This is a genomic window from Paenibacillus sp. FSL R5-0623 (genome assembly GCF_037974265.1).
GTDB lineage: Bacteria > Bacillota > Bacilli > Paenibacillales > Paenibacillaceae > Paenibacillus.
Genome location: NZ_CP150233.1, coordinates 4,228,741 through 4,254,453, shown reverse-complemented (window position 1 = coordinate 4,254,453; position 25,713 = coordinate 4,228,741). Strand labels below are relative to the sequence as shown.

General features: G+C 45.8%; 21 protein-coding genes. 14 read left to right on the top strand and 7 right to left on the bottom strand.

The annotated features are described in order from the left end of the window. Window positions 1–209 precede the first annotated feature (209 nt). From MKY92_RS18560 to MKY92_RS18525, 8 genes are all read left to right on the top strand, one after another. Window positions 210–1,082, top strand: coding sequence for a GDSL-type esterase/lipase family protein (locus tag MKY92_RS18560; RefSeq protein ID WP_339297249.1), 873 nt, complete (start codon window positions 210–212; stop codon window positions 1,080–1,082). Continuing rightward, the gene (locus MKY92_RS18555) at window positions 1,083–2,048 is read left to right on the top strand and encodes an ABC transporter ATP-binding protein (protein ID WP_339297248.1); all 966 of its coding nucleotides are present in this window, start codon (window positions 1,083–1,085) and stop codon (window positions 2,046–2,048) included. Next, window positions 2,041–3,030: an ABC transporter permease gene (locus MKY92_RS18550; RefSeq protein WP_036613298.1), complete on the top strand. Its 990-nt coding sequence runs from the start codon at window positions 2,041–2,043 to the stop codon at window positions 3,028–3,030. The genes MKY92_RS18555 and MKY92_RS18550 overlap by 8 nt, the downstream gene beginning before the upstream one ends. Window positions 3,031–3,106: 76 nt before the next feature. Next, window positions 3,107–5,086, top strand: a complete 1,980-nt coding sequence (parE, locus tag MKY92_RS18545) for a DNA topoisomerase IV subunit B (RefSeq protein ID WP_339297247.1) — start codon at window positions 3,107–3,109, stop codon at window positions 5,084–5,086. A gap of 12 nt (window positions 5,087–5,098) precedes the next feature. Beyond that, a complete protein-coding gene (gene gyrA, locus MKY92_RS18540) occupies window positions 5,099–7,561 on the top strand; it encodes a DNA gyrase subunit A (RefSeq protein WP_339297246.1) in 2,463 nt (820 codons plus the stop codon). Between the two features lie 228 nt (window positions 7,562–7,789). Then, the gene (locus MKY92_RS18535; protein ID WP_105599342.1) at window positions 7,790–8,230 is read left to right on the top strand and encodes a MarR family transcriptional regulator; all 441 of its coding nucleotides are present in this window, start codon (window positions 7,790–7,792) and stop codon (window positions 8,228–8,230) included. Between the two features lie 275 nt (window positions 8,231–8,505). Then, on the top strand, window positions 8,506–8,952 hold the full coding sequence (locus tag MKY92_RS18530; protein WP_076209978.1) for a MarR family transcriptional regulator: 447 nt from the start codon (window positions 8,506–8,508) through the stop codon (window positions 8,950–8,952). Further along, complete coding sequence (locus MKY92_RS18525; protein WP_047843512.1) at window positions 8,949–10,460, top strand: DHA2 family efflux MFS transporter permease subunit; 1,512 nt, start codon at window positions 8,949–8,951, stop codon at window positions 10,458–10,460. The genes MKY92_RS18530 and MKY92_RS18525 overlap by 4 nt, the downstream gene beginning before the upstream one ends. A 110-nt stretch (window positions 10,461–10,570) precedes the next feature. Here the strand turns inward: MKY92_RS18525 and MKY92_RS18520 are convergent, their stop codons facing one another. The 3 genes from MKY92_RS18520 to MKY92_RS18510 form a co-directional block, all read right to left on the bottom strand. Then, entirely contained in the window at window positions 10,571–10,915 is a 345-nt protein-coding gene (locus MKY92_RS18520) for an MGMT family protein (protein ID WP_237174759.1), read from the bottom strand. A 117-nt stretch (window positions 10,916–11,032) separates the two neighbouring features. Beyond that, a complete protein-coding gene (locus tag MKY92_RS18515; RefSeq protein WP_339297245.1) occupies window positions 11,033–11,764 on the bottom strand; it encodes an RNA pseudouridine synthase in 732 nt (243 codons plus the stop codon). Between the two features lie 2 nt (window positions 11,765–11,766). Continuing rightward, window positions 11,767–12,630: a class I SAM-dependent methyltransferase gene (locus tag MKY92_RS18510; RefSeq protein WP_017687801.1), complete on the bottom strand. Its 864-nt coding sequence runs from the start codon at window positions 12,628–12,630 to the stop codon at window positions 11,767–11,769. A 224-nt stretch (window positions 12,631–12,854) separates the two neighbouring features. On the opposite strand from MKY92_RS18510, the gene MKY92_RS18505 reads away from it, so the two are divergent. From MKY92_RS18505 to MKY92_RS18495, 3 genes are read left to right on the top strand one after another with little or no spacing between them, the layout of a single operon-like run. Then, complete coding sequence (locus tag MKY92_RS18505; protein WP_339297244.1) at window positions 12,855–13,307, top strand: flavodoxin; 453 nt, start codon at window positions 12,855–12,857, stop codon at window positions 13,305–13,307. A gap of 5 nt (window positions 13,308–13,312) precedes the next feature. Further along, the gene (locus MKY92_RS18500; protein WP_339297243.1) at window positions 13,313–14,119 is read left to right on the top strand and encodes a hypothetical protein; all 807 of its coding nucleotides are present in this window, start codon (window positions 13,313–13,315) and stop codon (window positions 14,117–14,119) included. 52 nt (window positions 14,120–14,171) lie between these two features. After that, window positions 14,172–14,738, top strand: a complete 567-nt coding sequence (locus MKY92_RS18495) for a nitroreductase family protein (protein WP_339297242.1) — start codon at window positions 14,172–14,174, stop codon at window positions 14,736–14,738. 20 nt (window positions 14,739–14,758) lie between these two features. Here MKY92_RS18495 and MKY92_RS18490 read toward each other — a convergent pair whose 3' ends face one another. Both MKY92_RS18490 and MKY92_RS18485 read right to left on the bottom strand, forming a co-directional pair. Further along, entirely contained in the window at window positions 14,759–16,216 is a 1,458-nt protein-coding gene (locus tag MKY92_RS18490) for a 4-hydroxyphenylacetate 3-hydroxylase N-terminal domain-containing protein (protein ID WP_339297241.1), read from the bottom strand. Between the two features lie 202 nt (window positions 16,217–16,418). After that, the gene (locus tag MKY92_RS18485; RefSeq protein ID WP_076209985.1) at window positions 16,419–16,571 is read right to left on the bottom strand and encodes a DUF1540 domain-containing protein; all 153 of its coding nucleotides are present in this window, start codon (window positions 16,569–16,571) and stop codon (window positions 16,419–16,421) included. Window positions 16,572–16,918: 347 nt separating this feature from the next. On the opposite strand from MKY92_RS18485, the gene MKY92_RS18480 reads away from it, so the two are divergent. Next, window positions 16,919–17,731, top strand: a complete 813-nt coding sequence (locus MKY92_RS18480; RefSeq protein WP_339297240.1) for an ATP-binding protein — start codon at window positions 16,919–16,921, stop codon at window positions 17,729–17,731. A gap of 105 nt (window positions 17,732–17,836) precedes the next feature. Here MKY92_RS18480 and MKY92_RS18475 read toward each other — a convergent pair whose 3' ends face one another. Further along, window positions 17,837–19,303, bottom strand: coding sequence for a HAMP domain-containing sensor histidine kinase (locus MKY92_RS18475; RefSeq protein WP_339297239.1), 1,467 nt, complete (start codon window positions 19,301–19,303; stop codon window positions 17,837–17,839). After that, window positions 19,288–19,974: a response regulator transcription factor gene (locus MKY92_RS18470; protein ID WP_339297238.1), complete on the bottom strand. Its 687-nt coding sequence runs from the start codon at window positions 19,972–19,974 to the stop codon at window positions 19,288–19,290. Before MKY92_RS18470 ends, MKY92_RS18475 begins: the two co-directional genes overlap by 16 nt. Before the next feature lie 192 nt (window positions 19,975–20,166). Between MKY92_RS18470 and MKY92_RS18465 the strand changes: the two genes are divergently transcribed. Both MKY92_RS18465 and MKY92_RS18460 read left to right on the top strand, forming a co-directional pair. Continuing rightward, a complete protein-coding gene (locus MKY92_RS18465; protein WP_339297237.1) occupies window positions 20,167–20,883 on the top strand; it encodes a YceI family protein in 717 nt (238 codons plus the stop codon). 255 nt (window positions 20,884–21,138) lie between these two features. Beyond that, window positions 21,139–25,518 carry a glycosyl hydrolase 53 family protein gene (locus MKY92_RS18460; protein ID WP_339297236.1) on the top strand — a complete coding sequence of 1,460 codons (4,380 nt, stop codon included), beginning with the start codon at window positions 21,139–21,141 and terminating at the stop codon, window positions 25,516–25,518. The last annotated feature ends 195 nt before the right edge of the window (window positions 25,519–25,713 follow it).

Below are 25,713 nucleotides of genomic sequence, written 5' to 3'. Positions count from 1 at the left end.
TTTTTCCGTAAAATGACATAAGGAAAATGAATTCTGCGAATATAGCGCCAAAATTTGCAAATTAACGACAGAACATTTATGTTATTTAGGAATAGCATCATTAGGGCGTGTCTGAAAACTCCGAAGTAAGCGGATTTTTAGACACGCCTTAATGTAAAGTCATTATAAATTATAAAGCACCCGGATTGGTGTACATGAGCGGAGATGTGATGATGAAAAAGAAAAAAAGCCTTGATTCAGCACCCTGGATCTGGAGAACTGTCAGTACAGTATCCATCTTGGCAACTTTGCTGTTGTTATTTGGATTTGGATACGCCATAAAAGATGTGATTTTCCCCGAGGGAGATTCCGCATTAACTACAGGCCAGGAGGCAACTGCTCCATCCAAGGATATCGAGGGGGAACCGGCGGTCGTGGAAGATGGCAAGATTCGGATGGCCGTCATCGGCGATTCTCTGGCAAGAGGCACGGGGGATGATAAAGGACTCGGTTTTGTGAGACGTGCAGGCAACCTGCTTAAAGATAAAGGATATGACGTTCAGGTTCTTAATAATCTGGGTGTAAACGGTTTGAGAACAGGTGCTTTATTGGAAAAACTCGATGAGCAAGGTGTACGTTACGTCCTGCAGCAGTCCAATTTTATTTTGCTCTCGATCGGTGCAAATGATTTGTTCCAGGGAGGACAAGTTCTTCAGGGGGAAGATCCGCCAACAGCAGAGCAGCTGGCAGCAGCTTTGCCGGAAACGTCAAAGCGCCTTCAAGAGATATTGAAGAAAGTCAAAGAAATTAATCCCGATGCACAGATTGCGTACATAGGGCTGTATAATCCATTTGGCGATGTGAAGGAACTCGAGAAGCCGGGTAATGCAGTGGTTGCTGCATGGAACAATGCTGCACTGGCTATTTTGAACAATGAGGACAAGATGACACTGGTCCCTACATTCGATTTATTTGAAAATCATCTGGGGGAGTATCTCTCGTCAGATCATTTCCATCCCAACGGACAAGGTTATGAGCAAATTGCAGTTCGGATTGCACAGGAATTCCAGGCAGATACATCGGTAGAAGGGAGCGGAAATTAAATGGCAGAGCAGCAGTATGATTCCGTCTTGTCTGTACAACATCTGAAGAAGCGGATTGGACGCAAGTGGATCATTAAGGACGTTACATTTGACGTGAAACCGGGTGAAATCTTTGGATTTCTCGGTCCCAACGGTGCCGGAAAAACAACAACGATACGGATGCTGGTGGATCTGATCAAACCGACAGAAGGGAAAATTAAAGTTTGTGGTTATGATGTGAATCGGGACCCTGAGCGTGCTTTGAAGTATGTAGGCTCCATTGTTGAAAATCCGGAGGTATATACATATCTGACAGGGTGGGAGAACCTGGAGCATTTTGCCCGCATGCAACAAGGTGTGGACAACGAACGAATTCAGGAAGTTGTGGATATTGTGCGTCTGGATCAGCGGATTCACGATAAAGTCAGAACGTACTCATTGGGTATGCGTCAACGGCTCGGTATTGCACAAGCGCTGCTTGGGCGACCGCGTCTGCTCATTCTGGATGAACCGACGAATGGCCTTGATCCAAAAGGCATTAAGGAACTTCGTGTCTTTATTAAGCAGCTTGCCAGTGAAGGTATGGCTGTATTTGTCAGCAGTCACTTGTTAAGTGAGATTCAGCTTCTCTGTGACAGAGTAGCAATTATCAGTGCTGGGCGTGTGCTTGCCGTTGGAGGTGTAAGTGAACTGATTGAAGATCATTCCAAGTTGGCCATATGGCACGTTTCACCACTGGAGCAAGGCAAAAAGATGTTACTGGATTCAGGCATTGCTCTGGTAAGTCGACCTGCGGATGTGATGGATGATACCATTGTTGCGGGTCTTGGTCCCAACGCTGTGGTTGCCGAGATGCATGAAGATCGAATCCCTGATCTGGTGCAGCAGATGGTTCAAGCTGGTATACAGGTTGAAGGGGTACAGCGGATTCAGCCTACGCTTGAACAACTATTCTTAAAAATGACAGAAGGTGAAACCATTGAGTAATATCATGCCGCTGATTCGCAATGAAACGATTAAGATGGTGAAGAAAAAACGGCTTTATATTATATTTATTGTACTTGCGGTCCTCGTACCGATGTTTACGTATGCCCAGATGAAATCTGCGGAGAATAATCGTGACAAGTTTGGCGGCGATTGGCGTCTTGAACTGCAACAGGCCATCACAGATAATCAAAACTCGCTCGGGAGCGATCGGGTGCCTGAAGAATACAAAAAATATAGAACAGTATATATCCAGCAGATGCAGTACTATCTTGAAAATGACATCAATCCCAAAGAACCGGGTGGTGTCACCTTTACGCGGGAGTTCATGAACAACGCAGTTGGATTGTTTATTCCACTGTTAATCATGGCTATTGCTTCAGATCTTGTTTCCGGTGAACGTACGACAGGTACGATTAAAATGCTTTTAACGCGTCCGGTTAGACGCTGGAAAGTGCTTCTGAGTAAATTAATTACGCTGATTATGTTTGTTTCAATAATAGTGGTATCAGCCTACATTATATGTTATGTCATATCGGGTGCGGTCTTTGGTTATAAAGGCTTCAACATGCCAATCTTCACAGGATTCAAAGTTGTGGGAACAGATGTCGATATGTCGGCAGTGCATGCTGTAGACCAGTGGCTGTATATGCTTATGCAGGCAGGGCTGATCTGGTTTGTGAGTGTAATTGTGGCTATGCTTGCATTTATGGTATCTGTGCTTGTGCGCAGTACTGCTGCAAGTATCGTTATCATGATGGCCGCGCTGATTGCAGGAACAATCTTGACCAGTATGGCAGCATCTTGGCAGACAGCGAAGTATCTGTTCATGGTTAACCTCGAACTTCCGAATTATTTGTCTGGTGGATTACCTCCAATCGAGGGTATGAATTTAGGTTTTTCCCTTATTGTGCTTAGTGTTTGGGGCATTGCTTCACTCATTGTGTCATTCCTTGTCTTTACGAAACGGGATATCTTGAATTAAAATGGACAAGGATAAGAAAACATCTGTTTGCATTTTAGGCATTTTTTTAGTTGCAAGTTAAGAAGGGGGAGCATGAATGGTCGAGCAAATCGATATGTCGGCAGGTTCGACAGGCGGAGGACAGGGGTCTTCAGGCTACGACGCGGACGACATTCAAGTACTTGAAGGGTTGGTAGCGGTACGGAAACGGCCGGGGATGTACATCGGCAGCACCAGCACTTCGGGTCTACATCATTTGGTATGGGAAATTGTCGACAACGCTGTCGACGAACATCTCGCCAAATTCTGCTCCAAAATCGATATCACGCTGCATAAGGACGGTTCTATTACGGTTCAGGATAACGGAAGGGGAATTCCGACAGGTATACATAAAACAGGGATTCCTACTCCCCAGGTCGTGTTTACGATTTTGCACGCAGGCGGAAAGTTCGGTGGATCAGGATACAAAAAATCAGGCGGTTTGCACGGTGTAGGTGCGTCAGTTACAAACGCATTGTCCGAGTGGCTTGAAGTCGAGATTTTCCGTGATGGCAAGATTCATCGTCAGCGATTCGAGTATTGGAAGGACAAAAAAGAGATTGAACATGTCGGTGAACCGGTCTCCGGTCTCGAAGTGTTGGGCAATACCAATCGGACAGGTACAAAAGTTACATTTAAACCGGATATTCGGGTGTTCCAGAGCGGCATTCAATTCAATTATGATACATTGGCAGAACGTCTTCAGGAGATTGCTTTTCTGAATTCCGGTCTGAGAATTGTGCTCAAGGATGAACGTTCGGGCAATCAGGATGAATACATGTATGAAGGCGGAGCAAGCCAGTTTGTTGCTTTTCTTAACGAAAATAAAGATGTGTTGCATGATGTTATTCACTTCTATGCGGAGAAGGATGACATTGAAGTCGAAGTGGCAATCCAGTATAACGCGGGTTATACCGAAACGCTGGCTTCGTTCGTGAACTCAATCCCTACTCGGGGCGGCGGTACTCATGAGACCGGATTCAGGGCTGCGTATACCCGTGTAATGAATGATTACGCGCGGCGTACCAGCATGATCAAGGAAAAAGATAAAAATCTCGAAGGTAATGACCTGCGTGAAGGTATGATGGCCGTAATCAGTGTCAAAATGTCAGATGTTGAGTTCGTAGGTCAGACCAAGGATCAGCTCGGCAGCGCTTCCGCTCGAAGTGCAGTGGATTCGGTCGTGTCCGAAAATATTCAGCGGTTCCTGGAAGAAAACCCGCAGGTAGCGCAAACGTTAATTCGCAAAGCGGTTCAAGCCTCCAGAGCCAGAGAAGCAGCCCGCAAAGCACGTGATGATATGCGCACAGGCAAGAAACGTAGCGAAAGTTCCAACCTGAACGGCAAACTAACGCCGGCGCAATCAAAGGATTTTACCCGAAATGAGTTATTTATTGTCGAAGGGGATTCCGCAGGTGGTTCTGCCAAACAGGGACGTGACTCGAAGATTCAGGCTATTCTGCCGCTCAAGGGAAAACCGCTCAATCCAGAAAAATCAAAGCTGGCTGATATTCTCAAAAATGAAGAATACCGCGCTATTACAGCGGCGATCGGGGCGGGCATTGGAACCGAATTTGCAGTTGAAGACAGCAATTATTCCAAAATTATCATTATGACCGATGCAGATACGGACGGCGCACATATTCAGGTGCTGCTGTTGACCTTCTTTTATCGTTATATGAAGCCTTTAATTGATGCAGGCAAAGTATATATTGCTCAGCCGCCATTATACAAACTTACTCGTAAGTCTGGTAAGCTTGCGACAGTTCGATATGCATGGACGGATGAAGAGCTGGCTAATTACATGAAGGAATTCGGTAATAATGTTGAGCTTCAACGTTATAAAGGACTAGGTGAAATGAACCCGGATCAACTGTGGGAAACAACAATGAATCCGGAAACTCGTGCGATGCTGAAGGTACAGATTGTTGATGCAGCAAAAGCAGAACGTCGTGTATCTACGCTCATGGGTGATAAGGTTGATCCGCGGAAACGCTGGATTGTAGAGAACGTCGACTTTACAGAGTACGAAGAATAGAAGGTGCTTGGAATGAGTCCATCAGAACAATTTATGCCGGCCTTTCTCGAAGAGGTCGTTGGGGACCGTTTCGGTCGCTACTCCAAATATATTATTCAGGATCGAGCCATTCCGGATGTCCGGGATGGGTTGAAGCCAGTACAACGGCGTATTCTGTACGCCATGTACGATTCAGGTAATACGCCTGACAAGACTTATCGCAAGTCTGCCAAAACCGTTGGGGACGTAATGGGTAATTATCATCCACATGGTGACTCATCCATCTATGAGGGCATGGTGCGGATGGCTCAGCCATGGAAAATGGGCCATATGCTCGTGGACGGTCATGGTAACTGGGGATCACAGGATGATGACCCGGCAGCGGCGATGCGGTATACGGAGGCCCGTTTGTCGCCCATCGCGATGGAGATGCTTCGCGATATCGAGAAACGGACGGTTCTGTTTAAGGATAATTTTGATAATACGGCCAAAGAACCGGTTGTATTGCCATCCCGTTATCCGAACTTGCTGGTTAATGGCGTCAGCGGTATTTCCTCCGGATTTGCAACGGAGATTCCTCCACACAATTTGCGTGAAGTCATTGATGCTTCGATCGCTGTGATGGAGAAACCGTCGATCGAGCTGGACGAAATCATGATGTTTATGAAGGGTCCTGACTTTCCAACAGGCGGGTTGATAATGGGCGGTGACGGTATTCTGGATGCCTATCGCACAGGTAAGGGACGGATCTATATCCGGTCCAAAACCGAGATTGAAAACATGCGCGGTGGCAAACAGCAGATCGTCATTACCGAGATCCCTTATCAGGTCGTGAAGTCTCGCCTCGTTACAGCGATGGAGAACATCCGACTTGAGAAGAAGGTTGAAGGTATTGCTGAAGTGCGTGATGAGAGTGGACGTGAAGGTCTGCGAATCGTGGTCGAGCTGAAAAAAGAAGCGGACGCACAAGGTATTTTGGCTTATTTGCTGAAGAAAACCGACCTGCAGGTCACCTATAACTTCAATATGGTGGCGATTGTGAATAAAGCACCTCACCAATTAGGATTGAAGTCGATCCTCGAGGCTTACATTGCCCATCAGCGGGAAGTTGTAACATTCCGTACCCGGTTTGAGCTGGAGAAGGCGCAAGACCGTGCACATGTGCTCGAGGGCTTGGTAAAAGCACTTAACATCCTTGACGAGGTCATTGCGGCCATCAAAGCGTCGAAGAACCGGCAGGATGCTCAGAATAACCTGATGTGGATGTTTGGATTCACGGAACGCCAAGCGGATTCCATCCTTACATTGCAATTGTACCGTTTGACGAATCTGGAGATTAATTCTCTGGAGAAGGAACTCGGTGATTTGATGAAAAAGATTGCACAACTACAATCCATTCTGGATAGTGACCGCAAGCTCATCGGAGTCATCCGCAAAGAATTGATGGAGATTCGTGATAAATACGGCATAGACCGTCGTTCTGCGATTCAGGGTGAAGTGGAAGAACTCAAGGTTAATCTCGAAGTACTTGTGAACGCGGAAGATGTATTTGTTACATTATCCAAAGAGGGATACGTGAAACGTACAGGCATGCAGTCCTTTACACGTTCTGGTGGTGAACGGAGCGGAAGTGGAGTAAAAGACGGCGATTATATCGCTCAGGTTCTGGAAGTAAATACACTTGAGAACTTGCTTGTCTTTACGAGGAAAGGTCAGTATTTCCTGTTACCTGTTCACCAGGTACCTGAATTCAAGTGGAAAGACCCGGGCACAGCCATTGTGAACGTGATTCCTCTTGCGAAAGATGACCGTATTGCAAGTGTGCTTGCTGTGAAATCCTTTGAAGAGCCGAATCACAGTCTGGTCTTTGTCACACGAAGAGGACAGGTGAAACGAACTGAACTGAAGGATTACGTTACCAAACGTTCCGGTGCAGTTGCGGCTTGTAAAGTGGGCAAGGACGATGAAGTGTTATCTGTACATCTAAGTACAGGTGATCAAGATATCATGCTGATTACAAAAGAAGCCATGGCGATTCGTTTCCGAGAGGATGAAGTCAATCCAATGGGACGCGTATCAGGTGGTGTTCGTGGTATTCAGTTAAGAGATACAGATGAAGTTGTATCGGCTCTATGGGTAGAAGGAGATGAAGGTGAAGTAGCCGTCTTGTCCGATCTGGGATATGGTAAACGATCATTACTTCTGGATTACGCTATACAGAGCCGTGGAGGCAAGGGGCTTGCCACATTCGAGTTCAAAGAAGGCAAACGTGTGAAACCGAATGGCAGCCGTATTGTTGGAGCGTTTTATTGCAAAGAGCAACGTAAGATCACTGTAATGACCAAGGAAGGCCAAGTGTTCCCGATCTCTTCGGAAGGTGTTCCGATTACAGAGCGCAAACATATTGGCAAGCTGATCGTTCATGTGGATAAACAGGACGAGATCGTTGAACTTCTAAGGGATTTCAATGAGAATCAACCAGCAGCATCTTCATAAAAACAAACAAACGAGACTTTTCGCAGAACAGCTAATCCTGTCATGCGAGGAGTCTTTTTTTGTTGTTCGAAGGCGGATTAGAAGAGGGCATTCATGCGAAGTTTAACAACCTTCGTCGATTACGGTCGATCGCTAGGAAATTGAAAAAAGGCAGCAGGAATGCGGCTTTGGAGCGCGAAAACTTAAGCAGGTGAAGTGATAACCGGTTGCAGAGAGGAGCGATGGAAGATGTATAATTCCGATTTTGCCAAGTGCTGGTCCAGGTTGACCAAAGATTATAAATTGCATATGGATCAAGAGCTGGCACCCTCATTAACGGAGGCCCAGCTGGCTGTTCTGGAGGTGCTCGAGGATCATCAGAAAATGAAACCTTCGGATCTGATTCCTTATCTGTCGACTACGCCAGCTGCTGTAACCATGCTGCTCGATCGAATGGAGAAGAATGATCTGATTCGCAGGAATCGGGATAATCAGGATCGACGCATTGTGTGGGTATCTCTGTCAGAGAAAGGAAGAATGGAGACAGAACGGGGAATCACCATCCGTAATGAATTCATGAACTCTGTTCTCAGTAACATTTCGATGCACAATCAACAATTGCTGGTATATCTGTTAGGCAAAATGACAACACCCAAGGCTAAAGAGCCTGCCTTATCTACTTCGGTATGATACCATGCTGATTCTTCTGAATAACCATAGGAGTGCCTGCTCGTTTCATGCAGGAACCCTATGGTTATTTTATTTACAAATTACATATGCTACACACTGTGTCCAGGTTAGTTGGGTAAAGGCATGGATGTAACACAGTTAGTATGTCCTAATATTATTTTTGTGAATTCATATGTAAAGAGTTGACTATGTAAATATTTTTGTTATAATAAATAATTGTTCCCCTGATATTTCGTGTACGAAATATTATATTCCAAAAGTAAAAGGGTGAATCAATGACTGATACGTATGAAGTATTCTATATTATTAATTCGTTCCGCCAAGTGAATCAAATGCTTTTTCGAGCATTTTGGAATGAAAACAAGGAGATCGAGCTGACTTCGATTCAGTTTATGGTGTTATCCATCCTGAGGGAGCGTCCTTCCATTGGCATAAATGAAGTGGCTGAGCTATGCCATATGGGCAGTAGTTCCATGAGCGCTGTTGTGGAGCGACTGGTCAAAGGGGAGTATATCGTTCGGACACGTTCGGATGCTGACCGCCGATCCGTTAAGCTTCAGATCACGGACAAAGGGGAACAGGCCCAACAGGAAACGCACCATTTGTGGATGGAAAGAGTATCACCCATTCTGGATATATCGAAGGACGACCTTGAGCACCTACTTAGAATTCATAGTCAAATGATTGAAAAGTTAGAAGGAAGAGAGATGAACAACATATGAGTACGACTACTGCTGCAGCTCCATCCTCAGCGATGGACAACATCAAGAAAGGCCCGATTGTAGCGGCATTGTTAATTGGTGCCTTTGTGGCATTCCTGAACCAAACCCTGATGAACGTAGCACTTCCTAAAATCATGGAAGACCTCGCGATCAATGCAAACAAAGCCCAATGGTTAACCACGGGTTACATGCTTGTGAACGGTGTACTGATTCCGGTTACGGCATATCTGATTGCCAAATTTTCAACGCGTCAAATTTTCATTACAGCCATGACTCTATTTACCATAGGTACATTAGTCTGTGGTCTTAGTCCAACCTTCACCATTCTGATGGTAGGTCGTGTCATTCAAGCGGCAGGTGCAGGTATCTTGATGCCTCTCATGACCGTTGTATTCCTGACTATCTTCCCAATTGAGAAACGCGGTCAGGCCATGGGAACCATGGGGATCGCGATGATTCTGGCTCCTGCGATTGGGCCTACACTTTCGGGTTATGTGGTTGAGCATTATTCCTGGAGATTGTTGTTCTACATCATCTTGCCATTTTCTATTATTGCAACGGCAATTGGTATTGCTTTTGTCAAAAACGTAACACGTCAATCCAGACCTAAACTGGATTATCCAGGGGTTATTTTATCTACACTAGGTTTTGGTAGTTTGCTCTACGGATTCAGTGATGCGGGTACTGATGGATGGGGCAGTGCAATTGTCATTGGATGTCTCGTTGTAGGTGCGATATCCTTGATTCTGTTCGTTATTCGTCAACTGACAACAGATCATCCGCTCCTTGAGTTCCGTATTTTCAAGTACAACATGTATACATTAACAACAATTATTAATATGCTCGTGACCATGGCGATGTTTGCAGGTATGATCCTGCTCCCTATTTTCCTGCAAAACATTCGTGGATTCTCACCGATTGAATCAGGACTACTGATGATGCCGGGTGCGATATTGATGGGGATTATGTCCCCAATTACAGGTCGCATATTTGATAAAGTGGGCGCACGCTGGCTTTCGGTTGCAGGTCTTGCCATTACGGCAATTACAACTTTTGGACTGAGTCGCCTGGCAATCGATACTACTTATGGCTACATGATGTTTATCTACACGGCTCGTATGTTCGGTATGTCAATGCTCATGATGCCGATCCAGACAGCAGGTCTGAATCAACTGCCTCAACGTCTGAACGCGCATGGTACAGCGATGTCCAATACATTGCGTACAGTTGCCGGTGCGATCGGTACAGCCATTCTGGTTACTATCATGAGTAGCAAGCTCAAAACACATCTGGCGGATGCAGTGGCTGCTGGCCAAGTTGACCCTAATAATAAGACAGCGATGTTAGCAGCTACAGCAGATGCAACGATTTACGGTGTTAACTATGCATTCATCGTGGCTACCGGAATGACCGTGGTTGCTTTGATCATGGCGTTCTTTATTCGGAAAACAAAACCAGCTGTTGAACCTGTTACTGTAGAACAGGAAAAAGCGACGGCTACAGCGTAACGAACATCAGATAAAAAAAAAAAAAGAGAACTCTAGCAGTTGAAAAGGGGTAACCCTAACTGCTTGAGTTCTCTTTTTTTGGTGTGCGCCATAGGAGGAGAGCACTTTTATTATTCGGGCTGGATCGTTGGATCGATAAGAAATACAGGATCGGGCTCATGACCGAACTGTTTGAGATTAATGGTTCCGTTCAGTTGAAACTCCACACCTTCGCTAATCAGTTCTGTTTCCTGCATCATGCGAGAGTGTTCGTCCGGTATGGAGATTTCGCCTTTTGCGTTGACGACACGGTGCCAGGGCAGACGTTCCTTGCGGCTCATCGAGTGCAGAATACGGACGACTTGTCTCGCGGCTCTTGGACTTCCAGCATGGGCTGCAATCTGACCGTAAGTCATCACTTTACCTTCAGGAATCGCTGCGATGATCGCAATGACTTGTTTGGTAAACGGGGTCACTATGATGTCTCCTTTCTGTATATTAGTTAATTAGCAGAAAATATGAAAAAACGTGTCGTTCAGATACAGAATCTGAACGACACGTTGTATGGACAGATGTAACCTGATCCTGTGCACTTATAGAGGTTGTTCAAAAGCCTTTTGGTACACGGCAGCTGGCCATTCTGCCCAAGGGAATTCTCTTGCAGGCAAAGATTGCAGAATAACTTCTTCCTTGGTAACTGGATGAGGAAAAGCTGCAATCACAGACCATAGAGCAATCTGTTGCCCGGGTTTATTCACGCTTACGCCGTATTTCTGATCTCCGTACAGAGGACAGCCCATTTCTTTCATTTGCACCCGAATCTGATGAGATCTGCCGGTGTGCAGTTCGATATGAACGAGGCTGTATCGATCTGTTTCTCCAATAACCCGGTAATCCAGAACGGCATCCTTACCGCCAGCCGTCCCTTTAGGTACAACAGTAACGGTATTTGTACGTGCATCTTTCAGCAGCGTGTGTTTTAACGTTCCCTGTTGTGCAGGCAACTTGCCATGTACTACAGCCGCATATATTTTACGGAAATGACGTCCCCGCACTGTCTCGGACAATCTCGAAGCTGCTTTGGATGTCTTGGCAAAGATCATTGCCCCTCCAACAGGACGATCAAGTCGGTGTACTAACCCGAGATAGACATTGCCAGGTTTATTATATCGTTCTTTCAGATCCTGCTTCAGTAATGTAAGCAAATCCGGATCACCTGATGAATCTTCTTGGGTAGGTACATTGACCGGCTTCGTAATACCTAACAGATGGTTGTCTTCGAACAGAATCGGAATCGCATCGTGGTTATGCCGATGTTCTGACATGATTAAGACTCCCAACGGCCCAGAATACCACAAGGCAGATCAAGACCACTACGTGTGATTGGCAGACCAATTTCACCTGCAGTAATGTCACCACCGTACTGAGCAGACATCGTCATGGTCAACATGTTGCGCAGAACCGTAGAGGAAATGCCCGTAGTGTAGGAGTTAACCAGCATGAATAATGGATTATCCGACAAGATCGTCATACACGACTTCAAGAAAGGATATAGGTTCTCTTCCAGTTTCCATGTCTCTCCATTAGGGCCTCGGCCATATGAAGGAGGGTCCATAATAATGGCGTCGTAACGATTTCCGCGACGTTGTTCCCGTTGTACGAATTTGAATACATCATCTGTAATAAAACGAACAGGGCGATCAGCCAGTCCGGATAATTGAACATTTTCCTTGGCCCATTGAACCATGCCTTTAGCTGCATCCACATGCACAACAGAAGCACCAGCGTATGCTGCGGCTACCGTTGCTCCACCTGTATAGGCAAACAGGTTCAAGACAGAAATAGGGCGTCCTGCATTGGAGATTTTATCCATCATCCAACTCCAGTTGGCGGCTTGTTCAGGGAATAGGCCAGTGTGCTTAAAGCTGGTAGGTTTAATGTGGAATTTCAGGTTTTCGTATCCGATCGTCCAACGCTCGGGAATGGGCTTTTTCATATCCCAGTTACCGCCACCGGAAGAGCTGCGATGATAGTGACCATGCACCTGACGCCATTCATTGGTTTCTTGCTCAAGGGGCCAGATAATCTGTGGATCGGGTCTGCGTAAAATCACATCTCCCCAACGCTCCAGTTTCTCGCCGCCTCCTGTATCGATTACTTCATAGTCCTTCCAATTCTTAGCTACGTACATAATGATTTATCCATCCTTCAAAAGTCATTTGGATACTATTGTACAACAAAAAAGGGCTTGTACGCCAGTTGGGGGACGGGAGTGCACCATATACTGAAAAACAAAGATAACCAAAAAATTAATTTGACAATGATAATCATTATCACATATGATTTTGTTAATTCAAATTCATTCTTTCTTCGGAGAGAATATTAACATGATCAAACTAAAGCGAGGGAAAATAGATGGCTAAATTGTTAGTGGCTTATGCAAGCATGACGGGAAATACAGAAGAAATTGCAGAACTGATTGTAGAAGGAATTACACAGGGAGGTCACGAGGCAGATCTGAAATCCGTAACGGATTGTAATGCATCCGATGTAATGGACTATGACGGATTCATGATCGGCGTCTACACTTGGGGAGACGGGGAGTTGCCAGATGAATTCCTTGATTTCTATGAAGAGTTGGATGAGCTTGACTTGAGCGGCAAGAGAGCAGCAGTGTTCGGTAGTGGTGACACGTCTTATGAGCAGTTCTGCGGAGCGGTTGATCTCGCCGCTGCCAAGCTGCAAGAGCGTGGGGCGGAGGTATCTCCAGAGATGTTGAAAATTGAATACAGTCCGCTTGAGCAGGAGAAGGAAACATGCCGTGACTTTGGCAAACGCTTCGCTGCTGCCGGATTACAGGTATCCTAAAGATCATGTTAAGACATAATGTTCAGGCAGCGATACCATTGGGAAGGAATCACCTTCCTGAACGTCTGCTTGAAGATTACAGATTGGAAGAAATGCTGCGCAGCCCACACCGATTCATCCGCCCTGAACCAGTGTCTGAGCAGCGTTCTCCACTGCAATGGAGGCATCGTGTACAATATGCGGTGAGCCACGCGGTCAATGCCTTTTACAGTCTCGACCCCAATGTTCGCAAAGAGGTACCTGTACAGTATTTACTTGAGAAATGGTGGCCCAGAAAGGCGGATGGTTTCGAATCTGTTCTCCATTACTGGGATGTGAAGAACAAGATTACGGATGAATTGTCACTCGCCATTGCAATGAACGATGATCTGAAGCATCCAGCCATTCTTTTTGAACAGTGGAGAACGGAGTTACCTTCATTATCCATGCATTTGTCGATGATATTTCAGGTAGCCTGGCAACCAGAAGGCTGGGATTCGATGCTTATTCAGAAATATATGGTTGTCCACGATCCAAACGTAGTTGAGGCGTTTCAGCATATGGTCAGTGCATTCTGCTGGGAGGCCTTCGGTAAATTACCGGGTATGATCGAGATATACTGCTTGTTGGAAGGACGCAAAATTAGGTACATCCCTGGACGCCAGTCTCTGATCCGTTCCATGGACTACATTCGCTTGATACGTGACAGCATGCCTCAAGCAGAAGTGTTGGAGTCGAAACAGTTTACGACGCGTGATAAAGCGCGCATCCACGAAGAGGTGGATCGCTGGAAAACGGAAGCCGTTGAACCGAAGAAAACATGGTTGATGTGAAGGCGATTGAAGGATAACGATATATCATGCAGATAGAGGAGGGGAAGTTGCCATGTCTACCGGTCTAAGTCAAGATATAAGCAGCGGCAAGAGACGTGCAGGAACTTGCGAATTCAGTCCGTTGCCAGTACCCCAGTCGGTTATACGAAAGTTGCTTGATGAAGCAGATCCTTCATTATATGTGATGAGTTCAGAGCCTTGGAGGTTTATGTTGTTTGCAGGCGAAGGACGACAGCTTTATCTGGAAGCGGTCAGACAGAGCTATCCACCCCATCTGGCTGATCGCTACGGCGATTGGGCTACATATCAATACACGGAAGCAATCCCTACCCATCTGGTTGTTGTGGCGCCTAGAAATGCCCGTGAGGATGATCTTCTGCCGGCCAAAGCCTGGAGCAAACGTTTTAATATTCTGGCTGCGGAACAGGGTTTGAATGCTGTCTGGAAGATCAATGATTATCAACAACATCCTGTGTTTATGAATCTGATGGGTTTGACAAGTGAAGAGAAGGTGCTGGGGGTATTCCATATCGGTTACGGAGACCAGCCTGCATTACGGGATATGGATGCAAGCAGACCAGCCTCTGAACTGATGACGGTCTATGACCATCTGGTATAAAAAAAGCTTCATTAGTTCTCTTATTTGCTGGTGTTGAATAGAAAATCACGAACGAGCTGACGATTTGTCTGATCTTTGTTGTAGACGGAGAACAACCGATTGGATACGGTAAGGACATTGCCAAAAAAGAATCGTTCAAATTGGGTCTGTCTGCCCCCAAATGATCCAGCCCCAAGCTCCCAGATCAGGCGGAACAGAGCGTTGCGTTCGTGAGAAGCCATATCGTTCCCTTTCAGATATATATTCAGTGAAGGAGCGATATCGGATTGAAACTCTTCTTCCTGAGGGATCATAATCACCCCGCTCGAACCCAAGAGCTGCAGAATTTCAATCATCTCAGGATAAAGTTTCGGAAAGAGGAGATTGGCTGCCATCAATGGTTTTGGTGCAGGTAACACAAATCCACGCCCATCTGGGATGGCACCTGCCTCCGCGGCCAAGGCCAATGCTTTTAACGATTCGAGACCTGCGAACACACGCGCGGTTTTCTCGACAACATGTGCTTCCGTATTCAGATCCAGCGTATCCGTGAGAAGCTGTATTGTACCGAGAACAAATTCTGTCTTGGCAATGTAACGACACAATACCTGATGACCTGCGTGAATATGAAAGTTACTACCACTGAAGAGACGCGAGGACATTTCCTCACTTCCTGCAAAAAATATTCGTTCATGCGGAACGAGCACCCGGTCAAAGATGACGATATTGTCCATTTCTTCATATCTGGAACTCAGGGGATAGTTGGTGTGAGATTCGGCTGCGTAGGTATCCCTGCATACCAGACTGATTCCCGGAAGATCATTGGGGACAGCAAAAGAGAATGCAAATGGATTTTCGTCATCAAATGGGGCGGGAGAAGGTGACGGATAGACAAAAATCTCATCCGATGTGGCAGCTTGTGTAGCCATCATGAATGCTCCGCTAATGATGAGGCCTTCCTCGGTGCAATCTACGACCTTTGCGGCAATAGCATCCTCAGTAGCATCCAGTTGCCCTGAGATTTTGCTGGCATATGGCTGGATGAAGGCATGGGATAGCGTGATATCATGATCACGGCAGTACGCATAATAATTCTTGAGATTTTCTGCATATTGGGGAGATAGTTCGTTCAGGAGATCGGCACCTGTGTAAAAGGACATTATGGCTGTATTCATGTAATCGGGTGAGCGACCAAGAAAGCCATGATGCACGTTTGTCCAGATATTCATCCCTTCCCGTCGTTTACGGAGGTCGTCGGCACTGGTTGGAGGCAGGAAGGATATGCCCACAGGTTTGCCGTCTGCCGGGGAGGCATACGTCATCGTTGCTGCAAATTTAGGATCAGATTGCAGATCATACATGTACATCTGAGTCTCCATTAGACCAGCAAATGCTACATGTTCAGAGCGTTTTCCAGTAATAAGGTTACCTTTGTACCAGCAAGGGACGGACTGTGCATCAATTCGTTCGCGATACTGTGTGCCACTTTTAACAGGCATTGTTATTCACCTCTTGGTTCTAATCGTTCATGGGCATACTGACTTCTTACGTAGTGTACGTAGGTCATCTGTCCAATGTGCATTTAAGAGGTGAGAAGGATTTTTACAGAATAGGGCTTGATAATAATTATCATTCTTGTTACAATGGACAAAGAAAAAAGGAACCGGTAAGGGCTCCTTTAAGTGAATCACATGAAATTAATTATTTTACTTCAAAAGTCTTACAGTCTGTTTCAGCAGACTGACTTGCTTCTTTGTTACTGTGACTCACGATATAGATCGAGGAAGCGTTACATTTGTTCTCTTGAGCCCAGTGACGACAGGAATTAACTTCACACAATACGTCTTTTGCCATGATTGTTAACCTCACTTTTAATTTGGATTACATTCGTTGGTATAAAGATTCCAGAAATAGCAAGTTGCCGCTTGCGAAATCTGGAAAAATTTTGATGCTCTCATGAAATTTAGAGGGCTTTTTTGCGTTATACACAACGATGCATATTCAGAATAGCAAATTTTCTTGATGCTTGCAACCAAATGCCCCATCTGTGGCAAAATAGTGGACGTGCTGTATTTATATTTGCAAAAAGACAGTAGTATGTTATTATTTAATAGTAATAATTACGATTAAAATCTAATTGATTCTATATAAATTGAACTAAACATTTACACGAAACCATAAATGAAGGAGCATGTGTATACATGAGCAAAATAAATCATATGAATCGGATTCCCCGCGCGAAAGGGATCGATATGGCTGCTTTTTACACGCCAAAAGAGTGTGGGCGAAAAGCCCAGCATATTGTATTTTCCGCAGAAAATGAGCGTATCATTGATGAATTTATCACCATTCTGGGCATGAAAGAGAAGTTCAGGGAGCACGATGTATCGATCCCCAACAAAATGGTCATGTTCGGGCCACCCGGTACGGGTAAAACATTAACTGCATCACATCTGGCGGAGCGCCTTGATCTGCCATTGGTACTTGTGAGATTAGATGCAATCATTCATAGTCATCTTGGGGAGACCGGAAGTAATGTACGCAAGTTATTCGAATATGCACGTATTAATCCCTGTGTACTATTCTTGGATGAATTTGATGCCATAGGTCGAACACGTGAGAGCAATGATGAGGTGAAAGAGATGGCGCGTGTTGTCAATACGTTGTTGCAGTGTCTGGACGAATTCGATGGGGACGGCATTCTGGTGGCTGCAACGAATCTGGAAACCCAACTGGATTACGCCATATGGAGACGTTTCGATACAAAGATGACCTACGGTATGCCTGATGATTCGAGTCGCAAATTATATATCAGTAAGTTGGTGGGATCATTTGAACAGGAGACTCGGCTGGAAGATTACATATGTGAACACTTGACTGGGTGCAGTTATGCGGATATAGAGCAGATCGTTTTGAAAGCAAAGCGGAAAGCAATCATTTCCAGTAGTGTACTTCATAAACAACTGATCTCGGATGCTTACGATGAATATAGACCACGTGTATTAGAGTGTTGACTGTTTCCGTTTTGGATAGTTTGGATAAAGCAACAAGACACAACGTTGAACTAGCCCAGTCTCCTGAATGGAGTTCTGGGCTAGTTGTCATGTTAGCGAGGTGCGTTATACTTTAACGGCTGCTCCGTATGCTTTTTCTGTATTCATGGCTTCTTGTGTAGCAGTCCAGCGTGGCAGGCTTAATCTGAACATGCTGCCTTCCGGGCTGCTGGAGACAAGTGTCAGTTCACCGCCCTGTTCCTGAGCGAGTAGGCGGCTATATGTTAATCCTAGACCCAGACCGCGGTTACGACGTTTTTTGAGTTCTCCACGATAGAACCGTTCGAAGATTTTGGGTTGTTCTTCGGCTGCGATGCCTGTGCCGTGGTCCTTAACATCAATGTACAGCATCTGCTCTTCTGTACTTAGATAAATATCGAAGACAGCCTTCTGTTCAGGAGCTGTGGCATGAAGTGCGTTATTAAGCAAATTGACAATGATCTGCTGAATGCGGAGAGCATCCCCCATGGTAAAGAAGTTAATTGGAGGGGCGTGCAGCTGAACCTCTGGCATTTTGTCCTCGTACGCAATCTTCCACTGATAGATGATCTCACCGACCAACAGCTTCAGATCCGTCCGTTCCTTGCGAACGGCAACACTTCCTGCAGCCATGGCATTATAGTCAAGCAAATCTGCGACCATTCGCTCCATGCGTTCAGATTCCTTCAAAGCGATATCCAAAAATTCTTTTCCTTCCTGTGGACTCACCACATCGTCACGTACTGCCATTACGAGCCCTTTGATGGAAGTTACCGGTGTCTTGAGTTCATGACTTACTCCTGCCAGCGATAGTGTACGCCACTCTTCGAGTTGTTGTAGACGTGCAGCCATATCGCGGAATGAATTTACAAGTTCGTTGATCTCACGTTCTCGTGTATTCAAATCAAGACTCACATCATAATTACCACCTCGAATCTGCTCAGCCGCATAGGCGACCTGACGAATCGGTCTGGATAACTTTTTGGACAGGAGATAGATTGTAAACCATCCACAAAGGATTAGCCCTCCGAGGATTAGAGCCACGAGCCATATCGTCTCTGGACCAAATGTAATGGATTGTTTGGACTGCATGACCCACACTTTACCCAAGGTTTGATCGCCCTCAGATATGTTGACCGTTACACCTGCATATTTGTTGTTTCGCGGTTCAAGATAGTCGTCTGACAGTCGATAATGCACATCTTTTTGCTCCATTTTAGGTTGGGAAAAGATCAATTGATTGTTGTTGTCCAAGATCATGACACAAAAATAATGATCTGTGTTGAATAGTTTCTCTCGTTTGGTTACCAGTCTGTCCAGATCGGGTGGAACCCGAAGCATATTGTTTTCACTAGTGACTTGATCAGCGATCTCCAGACCAAGCAGTTCTGCGGTTTTGAGGCTTTTTTCAATAGAGGTTGTTCGAATCCAGTAAAGTGCGCCTGCCACAATAATCGTGAAACCAATACACAAAATGAGAAAATATCGCAGTGTCCAGTGTGACAAAATGGATATGGTTCGTTTGGGTTTCTTTGGTTTCAGTTGGCGATCCAAAATTGATACCCCATTCCTCGTAACGTCCGAATTTCTCCTGTTTCGGGCAACCAGTGGGAGAGGGCCTGGCGCAGTCGTTTAATTGATAAATCCACAGCACGATCACTCCCGTCATAATCCATCCCCCATACCTGCTCAATAAGATGATCCCTGGTAAACGTCCGATTCGGATAATCGGACAGGAATAGCAGTAACGACAGGTCACGAGGTGTGAGTGCAACCTCTGCACCGTTCAGCAGCACCTGCTTGGCCGCAAGATCAATGACGAGATTTCCAAAGGAACGCTTCTCTTTGCCACCTGAGGTCCAATGTGGATTACGGCGCAACACCGCATTAACTCTGGCGACCACTTCTTCCGGTACAAAAGGTTTGCTCATATAATCGTCAGCACCGGCATTTAGTCCGTTGAGACGGTCTGAAATGTCATCCAGTGCAGTTAGCATGATCACGGGACAAGCACTTTTTTCACGAATAATCCGCAGCAGATCCCATCCGTCCATTCCTGGCAACATCACATCAAGTAATACAAGGGAAGGCGTTACGGTATCAAAAAGGGTAAGTGCAGTCGGTCCATCTGCTGCATGATGAACTTCAAATTCTGCTTTTCTCAGATAAGCAGCCAATACTCGTGCAATAGCTTGCTCATCCTCGACGATAAGTATGGATTTCAAAAAAAGCGTTCTCCTTTCGCTTTGTAAACTTGTACTGATTTTACATGAGCCAGAGCGTAAAGCCAATCCTGTATTACGGATTTCAAAAAAATATGGGACTTGTCTTATCTTGACTTCTTCCTGACACATTCAATTGATATGATTCACTCCAAGAAGCAACCTAAACAATCATGTACTGGAGGAAACATAGAGATGAACAAGAAAGCAAAAGCATGGCTTATTACAGGTGTAGCGGCGGTTGCCGTAATCGGTGGCGGTGGTTACTATATCACAAACAGTTACTTGGGGAACAACGTGGAGATTGAGCAGGTGCTTCCTGCGAGCACAGCGACTTCCACAACAGCAGTAGATAGCACAGGAGCGGTTGTAGCGAATGAAACTGCGGGAGCAGAGCAATTGAATGGAGACTGGAGCATCAGCGAAGGTTCCAAAGTATACTTCTCCGTAACCACATCACAGGAGACCGTTAACTTTGTGGACGATAAGGTAACAGGCAATTGGACCATTAATGTAGACGATGCTGCTCAGATGAAGGCAGAAGGACAGATCGAGATGGACGGGATTGATTCCGGGAATGGACAGCGTGATGGTCACGTGAAGCAAGCCGATTTCTTCGACGTTGCTACATATCCACAAGCTACATTTACAGCGACTTCATTCGAAGGGGTACCTGCGGAATGGCCTGTCGGTCAAACGGTTGATATCAAAATGAATGGTACCATTACGGTTAAAGGTATTGAAAAAGAAGTAACTTTTGACGCAAAAGCTGCTTATGAGAATAATGCAGTATTGTTGTCGGCGACATCGATGGTAACGTTCGAAGATTTCGGAATGGAAAATCCACACTCCGTTGTGCTCTCGACAGAAAATGATATTCAGGTACAGCTTGAATTGAAACTTTCTAAATAAGTGTAGCAACGATTTATCTGAAAATCTGTTCTGTTCTGCCTTAGGGTAGGCGGGCAGATTTTTTGGTTTCTTTTGCAAAAATAATGTGATCGATATAGCTCAAATGTAACTGTCACAGGATCATATTGTTAAAATAACTGCTGTTTCCTTTGGATTATGCCGTGTCGCCTACCGCTATTAAGCGCTTACAATGAGGAGGATTCATAACATTCATTGATCCATGCACAATCAAACACAAAAAGGGGGAGATCAAGAGTGAATAAGAGGTACATAAGCGGTTGTCTGGTATTACTAATGCTGTTCTGTGATCTGGGGTTGATGGTTCGTCCAGCGGCTGCAGAAGATGCAAAAGTGAACGTGGCACTTAACAAGGCGGTTACGGTAAGCACAGAATATTTGGAGTGGGAGAGTAAAAAGGAGCACTTGGTTGATGGTAAAAGTGACACGCATTGGACTGCTAAGGCGGGAGTTACATCCGAACAACCACAGTGGGCAATGATTGATCTGGGTGAAGACTACAATCTGTCCGGAGCGGAAATAACGTGGAGAGAAAACACGGTTGTGAAATATATGGTAGAAACGTCTGCTGACCAGCAGGTATGGACCAAAGTTGTTGATCAAAATGAAAATGCTGATCCCAAACAGATCGCTGATCTGACGTTTCAGCAGAATGATGTGCGATACATCAGACTGAACATCTCCTTTTACAAGGGTGAGGGAGTTTGGCCGGAAATATTGGAGTTCAAAGTGTGGGGAGAAGCAGAAGGAACTGAACCAGCCAATATTAAAGGATATGATGAGATCGAAGTGAGAACGGTGACCAGAAGTGCGCCAATTCTGCCCAACGAGGTAAAGGCACAGTTTCAGAATGAAAAATCGGGAATGGTACCTGTGACTTGGGATCATATCGACCCTATGCAATACGCCTCTGCAGGCGAATTTACGGTAACAGGAGTTGTATATGGTGCGCCTCCAGAACCTCAGCTTAAAGCTAAGGTGATTGTTGAGGAATATCGTGCAGACTATGTTAGAGGTGTTGATATTTCCACGTTGACTGCCATTGAGGACAAAGGCGGAAAATACGTGGACAGCAACGGTACAGAGCGTGATTTGCTCGATATTCTCAAGGATCGCGGTGTCAATTACGTGCGTCTTCGTCTGTGGAATGATCCACAGAAATCAGGGGGATACAACGACAAGGACGATGTCATTCGTTTGGCTGAGCGGGTGAAGAAAAAAGGTATGAAAATCCTGCTGGATTTCCACTACTCGGATGAGTGGGCGCACCCGGGCCAGCAGCTTCGTCCCAAAGCTTGGGAAGGTCTTTCGCCCGAAGAGCTGAAGCAGGCCGTATACAACTATACGTATGAAGTTGTGGGAGAAATGAAAGCAAGGGGCGCCATGCCTGATATGGTGCAGATCGGAAATGAGATCAACAGTGGTGTCCTGAACGGCTTGAGCAGCGACGTGGATTTCAAGCAAAATGTTGCATTGCTGAAAAGCGGAATTGATGCTGTACGTGCAGTAGAAGGAGAGATTACTAATAACGCTGATAAGGTGAAGATTATGATCCATCTGGCTGAAGGAGGCAAGGCGGATACGTTTAAATGGTACTTTGGAGAGTTAAGTAAAGGCGAATTGGACTATGACATTATCGGACTGTCGTATTACCCGTTCTGGCATGGGACATTTGCAGATGTACAGAAAACGATGAATGAAGTGTCAGTCGAGTTTGGCAAAGATGTCATTATCGCTGAAACGTCCTATCCGTTTTCCTACAAAAACGGGGACGCTCATGGAAATATCATCGGATCGGACGAAGCGCTTCATGTTGGGGGAGCAGACTTCCCCGCAACCGTTCAAGGCCAATATGATGCCATCGCCGGCATTATGGATATGATTGCGAACGTGCCAGGAAATCATGGCGCAGGTTTTTTCTACTGGGAGCCAGCGTGGATTCCGGCGGGAGTAGGCTGGATTGCATCCGAAGGTAATGCATGGGAGAACCAAGCGATGTTTGACTACGATGAATTTCCGGCCAACGGCGGGCATTCGTATGAAGGCAGAGCGTTATGGTCCCTTGATGTGTACAAACGTGGATTGGGTCTTCTGCCCGCAGACCGCCAGCAACTTGATGCGGCACTTACACGAGCCGAATCATTGGTACAGACTGATTTTACTCCGGAAAGCTGGGTGACTCTGGCTCCGGCAATCTCGACAGCGAATGATGTATACGAACAGGCATACACGCCGGGCGGGGTGACTCAAGCAGATACAGATGCAGCGACAGCAGCATTGGAACGTGTGATGCAGCAAATGCAGGTTATCGCCCCGCAGCTTGACGAGCTCAGAGCCAAAATAGCGGAAGCGCGTACGTATCAGCAGACTGACTGGTCTGCGGCCACTTGGGCGGTATTGACCAAAGCGCTGGAAGGCGCTGAGCAGGTCTTGAATGATCCAAGAGCAACACAGACGGATGCGAATACAGCGGTTAAACGTTTGCATGATGCCATTCAAGGTCTATCCAATGTGGACAAAACACAACTGCACCAGTACATTCAACAAATGCAGCAGCAGACTAAATCTTCCTATACACGCCGGAGTTGGTCTGTATTGGAACAGTCTTTGCAGGCAGCGATCCAGGTCCGAGATAACAATGCTGTTGTCCAGTCTGAGGTGAATTCAGCACTGAGTACGTTGAAACAAGCCTTTACTAATCTGGTCTCTCTCGAGGCTTTAACAACGGGAAAAACGGCAACGGCTTCAAGCAGTGCAGGGACAGGAGGCAATCAAGCCAACTCTCCTGAAGGTGCAATTGACAACAATCCGAACACTTCATGGGGAACAGACCAAAGTAAGGATAGCTGGTGGCAAGTGGATTTGGGTCAGGTTGCTAACCTCCGCAAAATCGAAATGTCGATGTGGAGTGGCGGCATCAAATATACGATCGAAGTGTCCAATGATAACAAAAATTTTGTGAAAGTAGTGGACACCACAAGTGATGTTGTTGTATCGACCGCGCCTAGCCATGTACTTCCAGAAGGCACGGAGGGACGTTACATTCGGGTAACGGTTAAAACAGGTCCCACATGGGTAGGATTCATGGAATTTGAAGCATACGGTACGTTCCCGGCGGACAAATCTGCACTGCAAGCTACTGTGGATGCCGCTGAGAAATTAAAGCAAACCGAATACACAACTTCAACCTGGAATGTATTTAGTAAGGCGCTTTCTGAAGCGAAGGCATTCATTCTGGATGTTGAATCTTCAACGCAAGATGTGAGCAATGCGGATCGTGCGTTACAAGATGCTGTGAGTAAGCTTGTACGTCAAGATGGTACACCTGGCCCTGGCCAGCCATCAGAACCAAGTGTACCATCACAACCTTCCAACCCGGGCACAGCTCCAACGCCAGGGAATCCCGATGTAACCCGACCGGCTGAACCTGGTAATCCATCAGAGAAGGGTTCAATAACGGTAAAAGGAACAGCAACCGGGGATGACAAGTATTCGATTCGTCCAGATGTATTCCTATTAACTCAGGCACTGCAATCCATGGATATAGGAAATCGTACGTTAAAGCTGATTGCAGATGTGCCTGACACAGCCAAGAAAGTCACATTCCAATTGGCTGCAAGTCAACTGGCGGAATGGATTCGTTCCGAGGAAGTGAAATCCCTGGATGTAGTTGTAGGACAGACTACCGTTCGTGTTCCTCTGAGATCACTCCCGCTGACCATTGCGGAGACTGCGGGGACGTTCGACATCGTAGTGGCAACAGGATCGACAGGTACACTGTCCACATCTCAAAAAGCAGCGATTGGTGATCATGCAATTGTTGATGTGAATTTGTTAATGAACAATAAGCCATTGCAATGGACAAACAGATCGGTTGAAGTTGCCCTATCCAATGTAGAGCAGCCTAAGAAGAATGATGTAGTTATGGTTGTACATTCCATATCTTCAAATGGGGAAATGCAACCTGTTACGTATTCCAAGTACGATGACAAGACGAAGACGATGGCGTTTAAACCGCTGGAATCCGGCAGTTATGTCATTACGGAAGTTGAAGTACCATTACATGATCTGCAAAATCACAATTGGGCTCTCCAAGAAGTGCAGAACCTATACGGTAAGGGAATTATTACGGGGATGAGTGCAACTCGTTTTGCCCCACAAGGTGAACTGACCAGAGCACAATTTTTGCAAATGATTATTAAAGGTATTGGTGATACACGTAAGCCGGATTCATCTATTTCGATCCCAACAGATGTGAAGGATGGGCAGTGGTATGCCGATTCAGTACGACTTGGAATTGAAATGAACATTATTCAAGGCCGAGCAGATGGAAGCTTTGGAGCCAATGAACGTATTTCACGAGAAGATATGGCCGTTATGCTGAATCGAGTGCTGCAGGTTGTGCAACATGATCAGGATGCGACCAATGCTGCACAAGGAAATACGGTGTTTGTAGACAACGCTGAGATCGCTGGTTATGCGAAAGAAGCTGTAGCCTCGATGCAACAACTTGGACTGTTAAACGGCATGCCTGATGGCACGTTTGCTCCGAAAGAAACGGCGAACCGTGCACAAGGGGCTGTTGCAGTCGCCAGACTGATGGAACAACTGTATTAGAGGTAGTTCAAAAAGCCCGCTTTTGATTATGAAGGATGATGCTTGGTGGCATTATCAACACTCATGAATAGAAAATAACAAAGCAGGTAAAGAGATCGGATCATATGATCCGGTCTCTTTATTTTTTGCGGAAAAAAATGAGGTTCAGACTTCATCCCTTTTTCTAAATAGACATATAAACATTTTGTTAATGTC